The following is a 16,256-nucleotide window of genomic DNA, read 5'->3' on the forward strand; positions in this document are numbered from 1 at the left end:
GGTTACATTCCGAACCCGGAAGCTAAGCCTCACAGCGCCGATGGTACTGCAGGGGGGACCCTGTGGGAGAGTAGGACGCCGCCGAACAATTCTTCAGAAGAACCCCCAGCCAGGGAAACCCGGGTGGGGGTTTTTCGCGTTTCCGATGACCTCCGGTGATGATCTCCCGTGACGTATCGTCAACGCATGGACGATCAGACAGCGGTCATTGCGAACAACGTGCTCCGCCCCGAGCAGCGCGACGGCGCCCTGCGTGTGCTGGCGGAGGCCCAGGCGGTCGACGGCCGGGCCGCCGTGTCCGAGCAGGGCCGGCTCCGGCTCCGCTCCTCCGAGACTCCTCGCCCGGGCGTCACCCACTTCATCGAGGGCGAGGGCGAGGGTGAGGGCGACACCCCGGGCGACACCGTCCTCGGCTACGGCCAGCTCGAGGTCCCGGAGGGCCGAACCGCCAACCCCGCGGCCGAGTTGGTGGTGGACCCGGCGGCCCGCGGTCGTGGCCTGGCCCGTCCCCTGGTCGACGCGGTGCTGGCGCGGGCCCACCAGGAGGGCCGCGACGCGGTGGACTTCTGGGTGCACGGCGGCCACCCGGCGGCCCGGCACCTGGCCGGGGCGTACGGCGCCGAACTGGTCCGGGAACTGCGGCAGATGCGCCGTACGGGCCCGCAGACCGAGGCCGTCCCGCTGCCGGCCGGCATCGAGCTGCGGACCTTCCGCCCGGGGGAGGACGACACCGCCTGGCTGCGGCTGAACGCGCTGGCCTTCGCCCACCACCCCGAGCAGGGCTCCTGGACGGAGCAGGACCTGGCCGACCGGCTGGCCGAGCCCTGGTTCGACCCGGCCGGCTTCTTCCTCGCGACCCGCGACGGCGAGGTGGTCGGCTACCACTGGACGAAGGTGCACCCGGCCACCGCCACCGAGCCGGCGCTCGGCGAGGTCTACGTGGTGGGGGTCGACCCGGCCGAGCAGGGCAGCGGCCTCGGCCGCGCGCTCACCGCCGCCGGCCTGCGTCACCTGACCGGCTCCGGCGAGGGCGAGCGCGGCCTGGAGGCCGTCCTGCTCTACGTCGACGCCGACAACCCGGCGGCCGTCCGGGTGTACGAGCGACTGGGCTTCACCATCCACGAGGTGGACCTCATGTACCGGGCCCGGTACCGGTCGGCCTGACAGCGGGCCGACCGCCGACCGGTACGGCCCTGACACCGGGCGGCCGGACGGGCGAGCCGAGCGGGACGGGCAAGGGGTGCGAATCGCCCGGATCCCTTGCCCCGACCGACTCAGCTTTCCTCCTGGCCATGCGGTGTTTACCGTGGATTCAATTGCTGCCGCGAAGATCACAGGATGAAGTCCGTAGTGTCTCGCTCGTGCAGAGTCGACCGCCACGCGCCGGTCGGTCCTGTAGGGACCGCGCCCGGCGGGTGGGCGCTGCTCCTGGGCTCCGCCCCGGGCGAGGACGACGGCCCGCAGAGCCATTCGCGTCCGGACGCCGTCCTGCTGCTGGAGGAGCTGGAACCCATGAGCATCCCCCGCCCCGTCTCTGCCCCGCTGTCGCCACCGGCCCGGATGTCCGGTGCGCTGGGGACACCGCCGGAGCTGCCGGCCACGGACGAGCAGGAGCTCGACGCCCTGCCGCAGGGGCGATTCCTGGACCGCGAGCGCAGCTGGCTCGCCTTCAACGAACGCGTCCTGGAGCTGGCCGAGGACCCGGAGATCCCGCTGCTGGAGCGGGCCAAGTTCCTCGCGATCTTCGCGAGCAACCTGGACGAGTTCTTCATGGTCCGGGTGGCCGGCCTGAAACGCCGGATCGCCACCGGCGTCGCCCAGCGCAGCGCGTCGGGCCTCCAGCCGCGTGAGGTGCTGGACCTGATCTGGACCCGCTCGCGCGAGCTGATGGCCCGCCATGCCGCGGCCTTCCAGCAGGAGGTGCTGCCGGACCTCGCCGCCGAGGGCATCGAGGTGGTCCGCTGGCCGGAGCTCGCCGAGAAGGAGCAGGCCCGGCTGCACACGCTGTTCCGGCAGAAGATCTTCCCGGTGCTGACGCCGCTGGCGGTCGACCCGGCCCACCCCTTCCCGTACATATCCGGGCTCTCGCTCAACCTGGCCGTGGTCGTCCGCAACCCGGTGTCCGGCCACAAGCACTTCGCCCGGGTCAAGGTCCCGCAGTCGCTGGCCCGCTTCCTGGAGGCCTCGCCCCAGCGGTACGTCCCGCTGGAGGACGTGATGGGCGCGCACCTGGAGGAGCTCTTCCCGGGGATGGAGGTGCTGGCCCACCACGCCTTCCGCGTCACCCGCAACGAGGACCTGGAGGTGGAGGAGGACGACACCGAGAACATCCTCAAGGCCCTGGAGAAGGAGCTGATGCGGCGGCGCTTCGGCCCGCCGGTCCGGCTGGAGGTCGAGGAGTCGATCGACCCCTACATCCTGGACCTGCTGGTGCGGGAGCTGAACATCACCGAGGCGGAGGTCTTCCCGCTGCCCGGGCCGCTGGACCTGACCGGCCTGTTCGGGATCGCCGAGCTGGACCGCCCGGAGCTGAAGTACCCGAAGTTCGTGGCCGGGACGGCCCGCGGGCTGACCGACGTCGAGTCGGCCTCGCAGCCGGACATCTTCGCCGCGATGCGCGAGCGGGACGTCCTGCTGCACCACCCGTACGACAGCTTCTCCACCTCCGTGCAGGCCTTCCTGGAGCAGGCGGCCGCGGACCCGGACGTGCTGGCGATCAAGCAGACGCTGTACCGCACCTCGGGCGACTCGCCGATCGTGGACGCGCTGATCGACGCGGCCGAGTCCGGCAAGCAGGTGCTGGTGCTGGTCGAGATCAAGGCGCGCTTCGACGAGCAGGCCAACATCAAGTGGGCCCGCAAGCTGGAGGAGGCCGGCTGCCACGTGGTCTACGGCCTGGTCGGGCTGAAGACCCACTGCAAGCTGTCGCTGGTGGTCCGCCAGGAGGGCGACACCCTGCGCCGCTACTCGCACGTCGGCACCGGCAACTACCACCCGAAGACCGCCCGGCTGTACGAGGACCTCGGTCTGCTCACCTCCGACCCGCAGGTCGGCGCGGACCTCTCGGACCTCTTCAACCGGCTGTCCGGCTACTCCCGCCGCGAGTCCTACCGCCGCCTGCTGACCGCCCCGCGCGGCCTGCGGGACGGGCTGGTCTCCCGGATCCACAACGAGATCGCCAACCACCGGGCGGGCCGGCCGGCCCACGTGAAGCTCAAGGTCAACTCGATCGTCGACGAGGCCGTGATCGACGCGCTCTACCGGGCCTCGCAGGCCGGGGTGCCGGTGGACGTCTGGGTGCGCGGGATCTGCGCGATCCGCCCGGGGGTGGCGGGTCTGAGCGAGAACGTCCGGGTCCGCAGCATCCTGGGCCGCTTCCTGGAGCACTCCCGGATCTTCGTGTTCGGCAACAACGGCGATCCCGAGGTCTGGATCGGCAGCGCCGACATGATGCACCGCAACCTGGACCGCCGGATCGAGGCGCTCATGCGGATCACCGACCCGGCGCACCGCGCCGAGCTGTCCGGGCTGATCGACCTCGGGGTGTCGGACGAGACCGAGTCCTGGCACCTGGGGCCGGACGGCGCGTGGACCCGCCACTCGCAGGACGCCGAGGGCAAGCCGCTGCGGCACGTCCAGGACCTGCTCATCGACTCGCGCCAGCGCCGCCGGGCCGCCACCTCGCGCTGACGCGACCACTGATGCGAGCCGCCCGAGCAGGCCCCCGGGGGAACCGGGGCCCGCTCCGGCGGTCGGCCACCAGCCCCGGGGGGACGGCCCCTGGGGGAACGGGGATCTACCACGCCATGACCGATGCGCCGATGACGGCCCAGGCGGCCTCCACCGCGACCGCCGGGGACATCCTTTCCGGCCGGCTCACCGCCCAGGCCGGAGCGTTCCTGCGCGCCCTGCCGCTGGCCGTGGGCGAGGTCGGCGCCAGACCGGGGACCGCCTCGACCGTCCCGGCGGCCGGTACGGCCGACCTGCTGCGGTCCGTCCGGCGGGTCGGGGGGCTGCTGCACACCTTCGGCGCGCTGTTCGAACAGACCTGGGCGCAGGAGTCGCGCACCGAGCTGCGCTGGCTGCTGAACCTGCTGGCGCTGGAGCCGGGCTACGTCCGCCGCTCGGCCCGGTTGCTCGGCGCGCTGGACTCGCTGAGCGGCACCGACCCGGAGGGCACCGGCATGCTGGTCGGGCACGCGGGCGCCCCGAAGGCGCGGGCCCTGCTGGACCGCCAGCTGACGCTGGCCCGGACCAGGGCGCACTCCACGGTGCTGCAGGAGCTGCGCTCGGCCCGGCTGCACGCGCTCGCGGACCGGATGACGCTGCTGGTCGGCGAGGCGCCGCTGCTGGAGTCGGCGGGCGGCCGGGCGTCGGCGGTGCTGCTGCCGCAGGCGGCCGCCGCGTTCACCGCGCTGTCCGCGAGCGCCCAGCAGCTGCCGCTGCAGCGGGCCGCGACGCCGTACGGCGGGGACGTGCTGCGCCGGCTGGGCGCGGTGCCGGCGGCCCGCGGTGGTGCGGACGCGGACACGGCGCTGGCCGCGGACGACGCGCCCTGGTCCCGGATGCGGATCCTGCTGAAGCGGGCCCGGTACGCGCTGGAGGTGTGCGGCCGCCCGTCCAGCGAGCTGGACGAGCTGGACGCGGTGCTGGGCCGCCACCAGGAGGCGGCGGACGCGGCGGTGACCGTCGCCACCGCGGCGCGCACGCCCCGGATCACCCCGGCGACCGCCTACGTGCTGGGCGTGGTGCATGCTGATCAGCGACTGGAGGTGGAGGCGGCACGGTACGCCTTCGGCCGCCGGTGGCCCGACCTCCCGCCCGGCTTGGACGGCTGGTTGGAACTGCCCCCTGCCGAGGGCTGGGGGAATCCCCCCGCACCACGAATGGCTTGAGTGTGCACGAACAGTCGAGGACCGGGCAGCCGTGGACCGGGCGGCGGACGGTGGACGTCACCGCCGCCGGTCCGGCGTCCGCCCGGGTGGTCCTCGCGGCGGGCGCGGTGCTGTGGCTGCCGGGCCGGCCGAAGAAGAGCGGTCGGTTGGGCCGGCCGCGGATCGCGGTGATCCACCGTCCGAAGTACGACGATTGGAGCCTGCCCAAGGGCAAGCTCGACCCGGGCGAGGGCGTGGTCGAGGCGGCGCTGCGCGAGGTCCGGGAGGAGACCGGCTACGCCTGCGTGCTCGGCCCGGAGCTGCCCGCCCAGCACTACCTGGCGCAGGGCCGGCCGAAGGAGGTGCGGTACTGGGCGGCGGTGCCGGCCGGCGGGGCGTTCCGGCCGAACCGGGAGGTGGACCGGCTGGAGTGGCTGCCGGCCGGGAAGGCCCGCGCCCGGCTGACGCACGAGCGCGACCGGTTGCTGATCGATGCCCTGTTGGTGATCCTGGGGGCGCGGCCCGTGCGGACGAACGGGGAGCCGCCGGTGGCGGAACGGTGGAAGTGATCTTCCCGAGCCCTTGCCGTGACGCAACCGTTACTACCTGACGTAGTTTCCTGGCATCCCTCCGAGGTTCACTCCCCGTTCACTTGCGACCGGCTGTCGTGTCACTTACCCGGCCTAACTTCGGGACTACCGGAGGGCCGAACGGGCCCCGGACCACAGCAAAACCCGTGCTCCGCCGTACCTGTACGGCCCGCGCGACGGGCAATGCCACAGAAAGGGACACCCCAGTGAAGCTCCAGCGGAACGGCCGCTCCAAGGCCCTCGCCATCGGTGCCATGGCGCTCGTCAGCTCGCTGTCGCTCGCCGCCTGCGGTTCGGACGACAACAGTGACACCAAGGCGTCCGGTGGCTCCAGCGGCTCCGCCGCGGCCAGCGCCGCGGTCAACTGTGGCAAGAACGGAACGCTGCTCGGCGCCGGTTCGACCGCCCAGGCCAACGCCATGGACGTGTGGAAGGCCAGCTTCGGCGCCGCCTGCTCCGGCATCACCGTCAACTACAGCGGTGGCGGCTCCGGCGCGGGTGTCCAGCAGTTCAACCAGGGCAAGGTCGCCTTCGCCGGCACCGACTTCGCCCTGAAGCCCGCCGACGTCGACGCCTCCAAGGCCGTCTGCACCGGTGGCAAGGCGATCGACCTGCCGATGGTGGCCGGCCTGGTCTCGCTGGTCTACAACATCGACGGCGTCGACAACCTGGTCCTGGACGGCCCGACCGCCGCCAAGATCTTCGACTCGCAGATCACCAAGTGGAACGACCCGGCCATCGTCGCCCTGAACCCGGGCGCCAAGCTCCCGGACGCCGACATCGCCTCGTTCCACCGTTCGGACGACTCCGGCACCACCTACAACCTGACCTCCTACTTCGCCAAGACCTCCGGCGGCGCCTGGACCGCCGAGCCGAGCAAGGCGTGGAAGGGCAAGAACGGCCAGTCCGCCAACGGCAGCGCCGGCGTCTCCGCCCAGATCAAGCAGGTCAAGAACTCGATCGGCTACGCCGAGCTGTCCTTCGCCCAGCTGAACAACCTGAAGAGCGCCAAGATCTCCACCGGTGCCGCCCAGCCGGTCGAGGCGACCGCCGCCAACGCCGCGCTCACCCTGGCCTCCTCCACCATCTCGGGCACCGACGGCGACCTCGCCCTCACCCTGGACTACGGCACCAAGGCCGACAACGCCTACCCGATCGTCCTGGTGACCTACGAGATCGCCTGCGACAAGGGCAACAAGGCCGAGACCCTGGACACCCTCAAGTCCTTCCTGAACTACACGATCAGCGACGCCGCCCAGAAGTCGATCGGCGACAAGGGCTACGTCCCGATGCCCGCCGCCATCGGCGACAAGGTCAAGGCCGCCGTCGGCGCCCTGGCCTGACCCGACAGGACCACCGGTGGGACGGCCCCGTGAGCGAGGGGGGCAGGGGCCGTCCCACCGGAACGCACGAACCCAGCACCAACGTCCGGGGCACCGCCGCCATGGTGCCGTCCCCCCGCCGGGGCGGCGCCACCAGACCGGAGTAGACCAATGACTTCATCCCCCCCTGCCGCCCCGCGAGGCAGGGAACGCCGAGCGCGCGACAGCCGCGTCGGCGACAAGATCTTCATGAACTTCGCCCGCGGCGCGGGCATCCTGCTGCTGGTCATCATGGCCGCGATCGCCGGCTTCCTGGCCTGGCGCTCGGGCCTGGCCCTCAGCAAGAACGACGGCAACTTCTTCACCACCTTCGAGTGGACGCCGGACGCCCCGAAGCCGGTCTTCGGCATCGCCGTCCTGGTCTTCGGCACCATCGTCAGCGCCCTCATCGCGATGGTGATCGCCGTCCCGGTGGCCATCGGGATCGCGCTGTTCATCTCGCACTACGCGCCGCGGCGGATCGCCCAGCCGTTCGCCTACCTGGTCGACCTGCTCGCCGCGGTGCCCAGCATCGTCTACGGCCTGTGGGGCGCGCTCTTCCTGGTGCCGCACCTGGACGGCCTGACCAGCTGGCTCAACCAGTACCTCGGCTGGACGTACCTCTTCGACCAGACCCAGTCCGGCACCCCGCGCAACCTGTTCACCGTCGGCATCCTGCTGGCGATCATGATCCTGCCGATCATCACCGCGGTCTCCCGCGAGGTGTTCCGCCAGGTGCCGCGGATGCACGAGGAGGCGGCGCTCGCGCTCGGCGCGACCCGCTGGGAGATGATCCGCACCGCGGTGCTGCCGTTCGGCCGCCCCGGCGTCATCTCGGCCTCCATGCTCGGCCTCGGCCGTGCGCTCGGCGAGACCATCGCGGTCGCGGTGGTGCTCTCCTCCAACAGCGTCCTGTCGCTGCACATCCTCGACGCGGGCGGCGGCACCTTCGCGCAGAACATCGCGCTGAAGTTCGCCGAGGCCGGCGAGAACGGCCGCAACGCGCTGATGGCCTCCGGTCTCGTCCTGTTCGTCATCACCCTGCTGGTGAACGGTGCCGCGCGACTGATCATCGCCCGCCGCAAGGAGTACTCGGGGGCCAACGCATGAGTGTCGTCACCACCGTCCCCGAGGACGCCCGGCCGCAGACCGGCCCGAAGCTCACCGCCAACCGCCTGCCCCGCTGGACCCCGCCCGCCGTGGCGGCCGGCGCGATCGCGCTCGGCTGCGGGATCGGTGCCGCGGGCGGGCTGGAGAGCCACCTGCAGTGGGGCCTGATCTCGGCGCTGCTGTTCCTGCTGGGCGGCTACCTGATCTCGGCCCGGGTCGAGGGCCGGCGCCAGGCCAAGGACCGGCTCGCCACCTCGGTGGTCTGGGTCGCCTTCATCCTGGCCGTGGTCCCGCTGGTCTCGCTCACCGTGTACACGATCCAGCAGGGCATCGGCGTGGTGGACGGGAACTTCCTGAGCCACTCGATGAAGGGCGTCATCCAGACCGGCAAGGGCGGCGGCATCTACCACGCGCTGCTCGGCACCCTGCAGCAGGTCGGCCTGGCCACCGTGATGGCCGCCCCGATCGGCCTGCTGACCGCCGTCTACCTGGTCGAGTACGGCCGCGGCGGGCTCGCCAAGGCCGTGACCTTCTTCGTCGACGTCATGACGGGCATCCCGTCGATCGTCGCCGGCCTGTTCGTCTTCTCGCTGTGGAACCTCGCCCTCGGCTTCAACTACTCCGGCTTCTCGGGCAGCCTCGCGCTGGCGATCCTGATGATCCCGGTCGTGGTCCGCTCCACCGAGGAGATGCTCAAGCTCGTCCCGAACGAGCTGCGCGAGGCCTCGTACGCCCTCGGCGTGCCGAAGTGGAAGACGATCCTGCGGATCGTCCTCCCCACCGCGATCGGCGGCATCACCACCGGCGTGATGCTCGCGGTCGCCCGCATCACGGGCGAGACCGCCCCGGTGTTGATGCTGGTGTTCGGCGCCGACTACATCAACAGCAACCCGTTCGACGGACCGCAGCAGTCCCTGCCGATGTACATCTGGCAGCAGTACTCGGTGGTCAACAACGACAACGGTTACGCCCGTGCCTGGGGTGCGGCGCTGGTGCTGATCGCCTTCGTGATGGGGCTCAACCTCATCGCCCGGGGCATCGCACGCTGGCGCTCGCCCAAGGGCGGACACTGAGCGACCGACTGACGTACGAAGAAGACGAGAGAAGCAACGATCATGGCCAAGCGCATCGACGTCAGCGGACTGTCGGCCTACTACGGCACCACCAAGGCCATCGAGGACATCTCGATGAGCATCGAACCCCGCTCGGTGACCGCCTTCATCGGCCCCTCCGGCTGCGGCAAGTCCACCTTCCTGCGCACCCTGAACCGGATGCACGAGGTGATCCCCGGCGCCCGGGTCGAGGGCAAGGTCCTCCTGGACGACGAGAACCTGTACGCCTCCAACGTCGACCCGGTCGCCGTGCGCCGCTCCATCGGCATGGTCTTCCAGCGCCCGAACCCGTTCCCGACCATGTCGATCTACGACAACGTGGTCGCCGGGCTCAAGCTCGCCGGCGTGAAGAAGAAGGCCGTCCTGGACGAGGTGGTGGAGCGCTCGCTGAAGGGCGCCAACCTCTGGAAGGAGGTCCACAACCGGCTGAACAAGCCGGGCGCCGGCCTCTCCGGCGGTCAGCAGCAGCGCCTGTGCATCGCCCGCGCCATCGCGGTCGAGCCGCAGGTCCTGCTGATGGACGAGCCCTGCTCCGCGCTCGACCCGATCTCCACCCTGGCCATCGAGGACCTGATCGGCGAGCTGAAGTCGCAGTTCACCATCGTCATCGTGACCCACAACATGCAGCAGGCGGCCCGCGTCAGCGACCGCACCGCCTTCTTCAACCTGGCCGGCGTCGGGCAGCCCGGCAAGCTGATCGAGCTGGACGACACCCAGCGGATCTTCTCCAACCCGTCGGTCCAGGCGACCGAGGACTACATCTCCGGCCGCTTCGGCTAGGCCGGATCCCAGCTGCTCCTCGGTGCTGCATGGCGGTGCCGCCGCGGAGCACGAGCAGGGCCCGCCCCCGAGATGTGGGGGCGGGCCCTGCTTTCTGTCGTTCGTCCGCTCGCCGCTGCGGCGTCCCGGGGCCGTCAGCCCCAGAACAGGTGGACGAACCAGTACACCAGCGCCGCGACGAGCGCGGCCGCCGGCATCGTGATGAACCAGCCGAGCACGATGTTCTTCGCCACGCCCCAGCGCACCGCGCGGATGCGCTTGGTGGCGCCCGCGCCCATGATCGCCGCGGTGATCACGTGGGTGGTGGAGATCGGCGCCTTGAAGACGAACGAGGTGATGTACATGACCGTCGAGGCGGTCGCCTCGGCGGCGAAGCCCTGCGGCGGGTCCAGCTCGATGATCTTGCGGCCGAGGGTCCGCATGATCCGCCAGCCGCCCGCGTAGGTGCCGAGCGAGAGCATCGTCGCGCAGGAGATCTTCACCCAGACCGGGATGTCCCCGGTGCTCTGGTGGCCGGAGATGGTGAGCGCCATCACCACGATGCCCATGGTCTTCTGCGCGTCCTGCAGACCGTGCGCCAGCGCCATCGCGGCGGCCGAGGCGGTCTGGGCGACCCGGAAGTTGCGCTTCGCGCGGTGCGGGTTGGCCCGGCGGAAGATCCACAGGATCGCGAGCATCACCAGGAAGCCGCCGACCAGGCCGACCACCGGCGAGAGGATCATCGGGACGATGATCTTGTCGATCACGCCGCTCCAGATCACGTCGATCCCGCCGGCCAGCGCCGCGCCCACCATGCCGCCGAACAGGGCGTGCGAGGAGGAGGACGGCAGGCCGAAGTACCAGGTGACCAGGTTCCAGGCGATCGCACCGATCAGGGCGGCGAACAGGATCGCCATGCCCTGGTTGCCGGTGGGGGTCTCGATGATCCCCTTGGAGACGGTGTGCGCCACCCCGCTGCCCAGGAAGGCGCCGGCCAGGTTCATCACCGCGGCCATCGCGAGCGCGGCCTTGGGCGTCAGCGCCCGGGTGGAGACCGAGGTGGCGATCGCGTTCGCCGAGTCGTGGAAGCCGTTGGTGTAGGTGAAGAAGAACGCAACGCCGATGACGGCGATGAGTGCTGCCATGTCCACGAGGGTCAGGACTCCTTGACCGCGATGGTCTCCACCGTGTTCGCGACGTGCTCGAACGCGTCCGCGGCCTCTTCGAGGACGTCCACGACCTGCTTGAGCTTGAGCACCTCGATCGCGTCGTACTGACCGGAGAACAGGTGGGCGAGCAGCTTGCGGTGGATCTGGTCCGCCTGGTTCTCCAGCCGGTTGACCTCGATCCAGTACTCGGTGAGGTTCGACATGCTGCGCAGGTTCGGCATCGCCTCGGCGGTGAGCTCGGCTGCCCGCGCGAGCACCTCGATCTGCTGCTCGATGCCCTTCGGCAGGGTCTGGATGTCGTAGAGGACGACCAGGTCGACGGCCTCCTCCATGAAGTCCATGATGTCGTCCAGCGACGAGGCGAGGCTGTAGATGTCCTCGCGGTCGAAGGGCGTGATGAAGGAGGAGTTCAGCTGGTGGAACACCGCATGGGTGGTGTCGTCCCCGGCGTGCTCGGCGGCGCGCATGCGCTCGACGATCTCCGCGCGGGCCGACACGTCTGATCCCAGCAGTTCGAGCAGGAGCTTCGAACCGACGACGAGGTTCTCCGCCGCGGCGGCGAACATGTCGTAGAAGCTCGTCTCCTTCGGGGTCAGGCTAAAACGCACGGAAATCTCCGATGTGCGGGGTAGGGACTGAACGATGCTAGGTGCAACCAAGCGCGATCGCGCAAACGGGGTGGTGAGACAGGAGGCGGAACCTCCCGTTCCGTTCGACTGTCGTGCCGACTGACCAGGACCGCGCCTCCAGGTGCGGACGCGGTTCCTCAGTCTGACGGAACCTCGCACGGATTGCCCCCGTCGTGGGCCCGGAAGACCGGGGCGCCGCTCAGACGGCGCAATCCCGGCACCGCCCGCCCGCACCCGATGGCACGTGCCGGGTCGGCCGGCGGAACACCACGGACGGTCCGGGTGTTGGACACTGGAACCCGACGCAGCCAGCAGGCACCCAGGACGAAGGCGGGCCGATGACCACGACGCAAGCGCGCACCGAGCAGGACGACGTGCCCGGGACCGACCCGCACGCCGGCCACGCCGCCGCGCCCGCCCACGGCCCGCACGGCTACAGCGCCCAGAAGGACGCCCACCTCAAGCGGCTGCGCCGGATCGAGGGCCAGATCCGCGGCCTCCAGCGGATGGTCGACGAGGACGTCTACTGCATCGACGTGCTCACCCAGGTCTCGGCCAGCACCAAGGCGCTGCAGTCCTTCGCGCTCTCCCTGCTGGAGGAGCACCTGCGGCACTGCGTGGCCGCCGCCGCCGAGGAGGGCGGCGCCGAGCTGGACGCCAAGGTGGCCGAGGCCACGGCCGCGATCAGCCGCCTGCTGCGCAGCTGAGGCCGCGTCCGTCAGTGCCCCGGCCGTTGCTCCTCCGCCGCCCGGTCCGAGGGCCGGTCCGAGGGCCGGTCCGACGGCCTGGGCACCACCCGGTCGAGCAGCACCTCGTCGATCCGCTCGGTCGGCAGCCGCTCCCCGGGGCTGGCCGTCGCGGCGATCATCAGCTCGCCGGCCAGCTCGATCTCGTCGAGGGCCGCGTCGTCGTGGCCGCCGCTGCGGCCGCCCGTGGACGACACCACCTGCACCACCCCTTCAGTGCCTCGCCAGCCCGGGCGGCAGCCACCCGACGTCCAGCCTAGGCACTCCGGGGCCCGTCCACATGGCACGGACGGGCCATCTCCGCGCCGCCGAAACGGGTGGCCGCCGCTCCCCGGACGGCCACCCGCCCCGGCGGCGCCCCGTCTCGCCCCGGCCGCCGGAGCACCGCCCCGCGGCCGGGCGCGTCCCCCTCCGGGCCCTACTTCGGGCTCTCCGAGGGCTTCATCTGGTAGATGTCCGAGGCCGGCGGCTCGGCCGCCTCGACCGCCTTGCCGAAGTCGCTCAGCGTGGTCGTCGAAGTCACCTTCACCTGGTCCTTGGGCTCCTTCGAACCGGCCACCCCGGCGAAGGTGAACACCTCGACCACCTTGTGCAGCCGGCCCTGGTCGTCCAGCCAGGCGTCGTACGGGACCTCCTTGACGGTGAAGGTCTGCGCCCCCATCCGCAGGCCGTCCCCGCCCCGCCCGCCGGTCGCGTCGGCCGCCTTCGAAAGGTCCAGGGTGCCCCGGTAGTGGTGCAGCGCGACCCCGTCCACCGTCTCGGTGCCGACCGCCTCCGCCTTCTGCGCCCCGCGCAGCGCCCCCGCCGCCGAGGCCGGGTCCGTCGCGCCGCTGCTGACCAGGTTGCCGTCCGGCAGCTGGCGCACGTCCAGCTTCACCCACTTGCCCTCGGGCACCTTGGCGCCGCTGTTCTGCAGGTAGACGGTGCCCGGCAGGACCACCTCGACGATCTTCCCGGTGGTCGCCGCGCCCGGCGGCACCTGGACCTCCAGCCGACCGATCCGCTTCACGTAGTCGTAGCCGCCGGACCCGCTGAACGAGGCCTTCTTCTCGGCGGACTCGGTGACCAGCTCGGTCGCGGTGTGCGCGGAGCCGGTGCGGCCGGTGATGTCGGCGGCGCCGCGCACGGCCGTCAGCGGGTCGGCGGCCAGCTTGTCGGGCACGCTCGACTGCTGGTCGGAGGAGCCGCCGCCGGAGCCGCCCGAGCAGCCGGCCGCACCCGCGGCCAGGACGGCGGCGAGCAGGGCGGCCCCGGCCGCCGGACGCAGGCGCGGCACCCGGCGGCCTGCCGGCCGCGCACCGCACTGCTGGTCGGTCATCTTCATCCTCGCGACAACCCCCTCGGGCCCGACTGCCCACCGGACACCACCGGCCGGGCAGAGCTCTTTCCGGGCAAACGAGTTGAGCGGCGAAGGGTTACGGGTACCGGCTCACGAAGCGCGTCGCGCCCGGGCCGGTCGGCGCGTTACGGTGAACCACGTGCACAGTGAGCTGCCGGCCACGCCCGGCACCCGCATGCCCGAGCACCACGTCGCGATCAGCGAACGCGGTTCCTTCGCCTTCGCGAGCTGCAGCTGCGGCTGGTACGCCCCGGCCCGCCGCTCCCGCGACCTGGCCCGCCGCGAGGGGGCCGAGCACCTCGCCGAGAGCGGCACGGGGCCGGACTAGGCCCTCTCCTGCGGACCCTGGCCGGCTCAGGCCGGCTCAGGCCGCGAGGTCGGACTCCGGCGGCTGCTCCTCGGCCCGCACCGGCCCCCGGCCGCGCCGGCGTCCGCGCCCGCGCGGCCCGGCCTCGCCGCGGGCGGCCCCGCCGCGCTCCGGCGCCCGGATCAGCGGGGCGACGGCGGTGCGGGTCAGCGCGTGGCAGAACGGCACCAGCACCGCCATCGCGATCGGTGCCAGCAGCAGCACCACGGCGACGGCCAGCGCGAAGCCGCCGATCACGTCGGTCGGGTAGTGCACGCCCATGAACATCCGGCAGAAGCCCTGCAGCAGGGCCAGCCCGCCGGCGATCCAGCCGAGCCGTCGGTTCACCAGGAACAGCGCCACCGCGACGCCCATGGTCATCGTCGAGTGGTCGCTGACGAAGGAGTGGGTGCCGGCCTTGCCGTCCACCAGCACCAGCAGCCCGGAGTGGTCCACGAAGGGGCGGGGCCGGTCCACGATCGCGGCGATCGGCAGGTTGGCCAGCTCGGCGATCGCCACCGACAGCGGCACCCAGAGCAGCCCGGCCACCGCCACCGGCGCGTCCGGGCGGCGTCTGGCCTGCAGCCAGGCGACCAGGCCGAGCATGGCGAGGCCGATCAGGATGCCGTACTCGCCGATCCACGAGACCAGGTGGTCCAGCCATTGCGGGGAGCGTTTGGCCAGGCCGTTGACGGCGTAGAGCAGGCCGAGGTCGGGGTTGGTCGTGTCGGCAAGCGGCGTCGACACGCCGCACCTCCTTCTGGTCCGCTACACCTGGTCGTTACCGCCGGGGCCCGCCCGGCGCGGAAAGCTGACGGGGGGCCACCAGACCAAACGTCATCGCCGGGACGGGCCGTTCCACTCGAAACGCGCGGTTATCGAAACTTGACTCAGCGTCCACACCGCGCACACAGCTCACGCTCCGCCTCAGCCGTTCCGGCTCGCTCGGCCGGGGGCGGCGGCGGGAGTGGTGGGGACGGCGGGGGCGGCGGGGGCGGACCGGGCCGGTGCGGCGAGCGGTGAGGTCTGGGCCGCCGCGGTCGGTGCGGGCGGGGCCGCCACGGCCGGCCTGGCGGCCGTCGTGGGCGCCGCGGCCGCCGCCGCGGGCGCCGTCGTGGCGCCGGGGCGGCTGGGGGCGTTGACCGTGCCGTTGCCGTTGTTGTCGCGGGTCGGCAGGGCCTGGGCGCCGTCCGAGGTGACCCGGGTCGCGCCGATGTACTCCCGGGTGTCGATCTTGTCGTAGCGGATCACCGCGTTGGTGTGCGGCGCGTTGATCATGTAGCCGCCGCCGACGTAGATCCCGACGTGGTGGATGCTGCGCGGGTCGCTCAGGTCGGTCGCGAAGAACACCAGGTCCCCCGGCCGCAACTGATCCCGCGACGGATGCGGCCCGGCGTACCACTGGTCGTTCGCCACCCGGGGCAGCTCGATGCCCACGCTCTCGTACGCGGCCCTCGTCAGTCCGGAGCAGTCGAACCGGCCGCCCTGCGAGGCCAGGCCCTCCCCGCCCCACAGGTACAGCGTGCCGAGCTTGGTCTGCGCGAAGTAGATCGCCGCGGCCGACTGCGCGGACACCTCCACCGGCGCGGTCGGCGCGGTGAAACTGCGGGCCATCGCCTGGATGTTCCGCACGTAGCCCTGGGTCTCCTTGTACGGCGGGATCCCCTTGTTGCTCGTCACCGCGTACGGGCCGGCGTTGTACGCGGCCAGCATGTTGGCCTGCCGGTCGCCCGGAACGTTGGCGACGTCCTTGGCGAGCGCGCAGTCGAAGACCGCCGCCGAGGCGATCGCGTCGAAGGGGTTCCAGACGTCCTTCTTGCCGTCCCCGTCACCGTCCGTGGCGTACGACGCCCAGGTGCCCGGCATGAACTGCGCCATTCCCTCGGCGCCGACACCGGAGCGGGCCTTCGGGTCGAAACCGCTTTCCTGGTACAGCTGCGCCGCGAGCATCGGCGGGGAGATCTCGGGGCAGAGCGATCCCCACTTCTGGATGGCGTCCTGGTAGACCGCCGGGACCGTTCCGGGGGCGAGGGCGGAGCGATTCGCCGACTGCTGCGGCGTCCCACTCGCCGCATACGTCCCGATCGTCACCAGGCCGATGAAGCCGAACGCGACAACTCCCGCTGCAGCGGCGGCTGTACCGCCCTTCCGGAGTACCATCAGCACCATCCCGACGAATCGTCAGTCGAAGTGTCCCGGAAGGCGTTGCTCACCGCAATCA

At 71.6% G+C, this 16,256-nt stretch carries 15 protein-coding genes, 1 rRNA gene and 1 pseudogene; 11 read left to right on the forward strand and 6 right to left on the reverse strand.

Annotation, left to right across the window (positions count from 1 at the left end):
- From rrf to pstB, 9 genes are all read left to right on the forward strand, one after another.
- Positions 1-87 (forward strand): 5S ribosomal RNA (gene rrf, locus VM95_RS38460); the annotation flags it as partial.
- A 99-nt stretch (positions 88-186) separates the two neighbouring features.
- The gene (gene mshD / locus VM95_RS02225; protein WP_045692269.1) at positions 187-1,164 is read left to right on the forward strand and encodes a mycothiol synthase; all 978 of its coding nucleotides are present in this window, start codon (positions 187-189) and stop codon (positions 1,162-1,164) included.
- Positions 1,165-1,512: 348 nt separating this feature from the next.
- Positions 1,513-3,690, forward strand: a complete 2,178-nt coding sequence (locus VM95_RS02230; RefSeq protein ID WP_045692270.1) for an RNA degradosome polyphosphate kinase — start codon at positions 1,513-1,515, stop codon at positions 3,688-3,690.
- Positions 3,691-3,806: 116 nt separating this feature from the next.
- The gene (locus tag VM95_RS02235) at positions 3,807-4,895 is read left to right on the forward strand and encodes a CHAD domain-containing protein (RefSeq protein ID WP_052707095.1); all 1,089 of its coding nucleotides are present in this window, start codon (positions 3,807-3,809) and stop codon (positions 4,893-4,895) included.
- Between the two features lie 50 nt (positions 4,896-4,945).
- Positions 4,946-5,443: an NUDIX hydrolase gene (locus tag VM95_RS02240; RefSeq protein ID WP_425265280.1), complete on the forward strand. Its 498-nt coding sequence runs from the start codon at positions 4,946-4,948 to the stop codon at positions 5,441-5,443.
- A gap of 227 nt (positions 5,444-5,670) precedes the next feature.
- A complete protein-coding gene (pstS, locus tag VM95_RS02245; protein ID WP_045692271.1) occupies positions 5,671-6,807 on the forward strand; it encodes a phosphate ABC transporter substrate-binding protein PstS in 1,137 nt (378 codons plus the stop codon).
- Between the two features lie 150 nt (positions 6,808-6,957).
- Positions 6,958-7,935 carry a phosphate ABC transporter permease subunit PstC gene (pstC, locus tag VM95_RS02250; protein WP_045692272.1) on the forward strand — a complete coding sequence of 326 codons (978 nt, stop codon included), beginning with the start codon at positions 6,958-6,960 and terminating at the stop codon, positions 7,933-7,935.
- On the forward strand, positions 7,932-9,008 hold the full coding sequence (gene pstA, locus VM95_RS02255) for a phosphate ABC transporter permease PstA (protein ID WP_045692273.1): 1,077 nt from the start codon (positions 7,932-7,934) through the stop codon (positions 9,006-9,008). The genes pstC and pstA overlap by 4 nt, the downstream gene beginning before the upstream one ends.
- A 42-nt stretch (positions 9,009-9,050) precedes the next feature.
- The gene (gene pstB, locus VM95_RS02260) at positions 9,051-9,827 is read left to right on the forward strand and encodes a phosphate ABC transporter ATP-binding protein PstB (protein ID WP_045692274.1); all 777 of its coding nucleotides are present in this window, start codon (positions 9,051-9,053) and stop codon (positions 9,825-9,827) included.
- Between the two features lie 134 nt (positions 9,828-9,961).
- Here the strand turns inward: pstB and VM95_RS02265 are convergent, their stop codons facing one another.
- Both VM95_RS02265 and VM95_RS02270 read right to left on the reverse strand, forming a co-directional pair.
- A complete protein-coding gene (locus VM95_RS02265) occupies positions 9,962-10,957 on the reverse strand; it encodes an inorganic phosphate transporter (protein WP_045692275.1) in 996 nt (331 codons plus the stop codon).
- Between the two features lie 5 nt (positions 10,958-10,962).
- Entirely contained in the window at positions 10,963-11,583 is a 621-nt protein-coding gene (locus VM95_RS02270) for a DUF47 domain-containing protein (RefSeq protein WP_030059626.1), read from the reverse strand.
- Positions 11,584-11,942: 359 nt separating this feature from the next.
- Between VM95_RS02270 and VM95_RS02275 the strand changes: the two genes are divergently transcribed.
- Positions 11,943-12,311, forward strand: a complete 369-nt coding sequence (locus tag VM95_RS02275; RefSeq protein ID WP_078859528.1) for a metal-sensitive transcriptional regulator — start codon at positions 11,943-11,945, stop codon at positions 12,309-12,311.
- 11 nt (positions 12,312-12,322) lie between these two features.
- Here VM95_RS02275 and VM95_RS02280 read toward each other — a convergent pair whose 3' ends face one another.
- Complete coding sequence (locus tag VM95_RS02280; RefSeq protein WP_157881974.1) at positions 12,323-12,550, reverse strand: hypothetical protein; 228 nt, start codon at positions 12,548-12,550, stop codon at positions 12,323-12,325.
- Positions 12,551-12,768: 218 nt separating this feature from the next.
- Positions 12,769-13,668: an SCO4651 family lipoprotein gene (locus tag VM95_RS02285; RefSeq protein WP_052707096.1), complete on the reverse strand. Its 900-nt coding sequence runs from the start codon at positions 13,666-13,668 to the stop codon at positions 12,769-12,771.
- A 160-nt stretch (positions 13,669-13,828) separates the two neighbouring features.
- On the opposite strand from VM95_RS02285, the gene VM95_RS02290 reads away from it, so the two are divergent.
- Positions 13,829-14,017, forward strand: a complete 189-nt coding sequence (locus VM95_RS02290) for a hypothetical protein (protein WP_078859548.1) — start codon at positions 13,829-13,831, stop codon at positions 14,015-14,017.
- A 36-nt stretch (positions 14,018-14,053) separates the two neighbouring features.
- On the opposite strand, the gene VM95_RS02295 is transcribed toward VM95_RS02290, so the two are convergent.
- Together VM95_RS02295 and VM95_RS02300 are read right to left on the reverse strand one after the other, a co-directional pair.
- Positions 14,054-14,782 carry a phosphatase PAP2 family protein gene (locus VM95_RS02295; RefSeq protein ID WP_045692277.1) on the reverse strand — a complete coding sequence of 243 codons (729 nt, stop codon included), beginning with the start codon at positions 14,780-14,782 and terminating at the stop codon, positions 14,054-14,056.
- 417 nt (positions 14,783-15,199) lie between these two features.
- A pseudogene (locus VM95_RS02300) lies at positions 15,200-16,195 on the reverse strand (C40 family peptidase); the annotation flags it as partial.
- Positions 16,196-16,256: the final 61 nt, after the last annotated feature.

Origin of the sequence: Streptomyces rubellomurinus (assembly GCF_000961885.1) — a bacterium.
Lineage (GTDB): Bacteria > Actinomycetota > Actinomycetes > Streptomycetales > Streptomycetaceae > Kitasatospora > Kitasatospora rubellomurina.

Bases quoted from the DNA above. Each gene is read 5' to 3' on its own strand.
- mshD (WP_045692269.1), top strand. From the start codon at position 187: ATGGACGATCAGACAGCGGTCATTGCGAACAACGTGCTCCGCCCCGAG.
- VM95_RS02230 (WP_045692270.1), top strand. From the start codon at position 1,513: ATGAGCATCCCCCGCCCCGTCTCTGCCCCGCTGTCGCCACCGGCCCGG.
- VM95_RS02235 (WP_052707095.1), top strand. From the start codon at position 3,807: ATGACCGATGCGCCGATGACGGCCCAGGCGGCCTCCACCGCGACCGCC.
- pstC (WP_045692272.1), top strand. From the start codon at position 6,958: ATGACTTCATCCCCCCCTGCCGCCCCGCGAGGCAGGGAACGCCGAGCG.
- pstA (WP_045692273.1), top strand. From the start codon at position 7,932: ATGAGTGTCGTCACCACCGTCCCCGAGGACGCCCGGCCGCAGACCGGC.
- pstB (WP_045692274.1), top strand. From the start codon at position 9,051: ATGGCCAAGCGCATCGACGTCAGCGGACTGTCGGCCTACTACGGCACC.
- VM95_RS02275 (WP_078859528.1), top strand. From the start codon at position 11,943: ATGACCACGACGCAAGCGCGCACCGAGCAGGACGACGTGCCCGGGACC.
- VM95_RS02285 (WP_052707096.1), bottom strand. From the start codon at position 13,668: ATGACCGACCAGCAGTGCGGTGCGCGGCCGGCAGGCCGCCGGGTGCCG.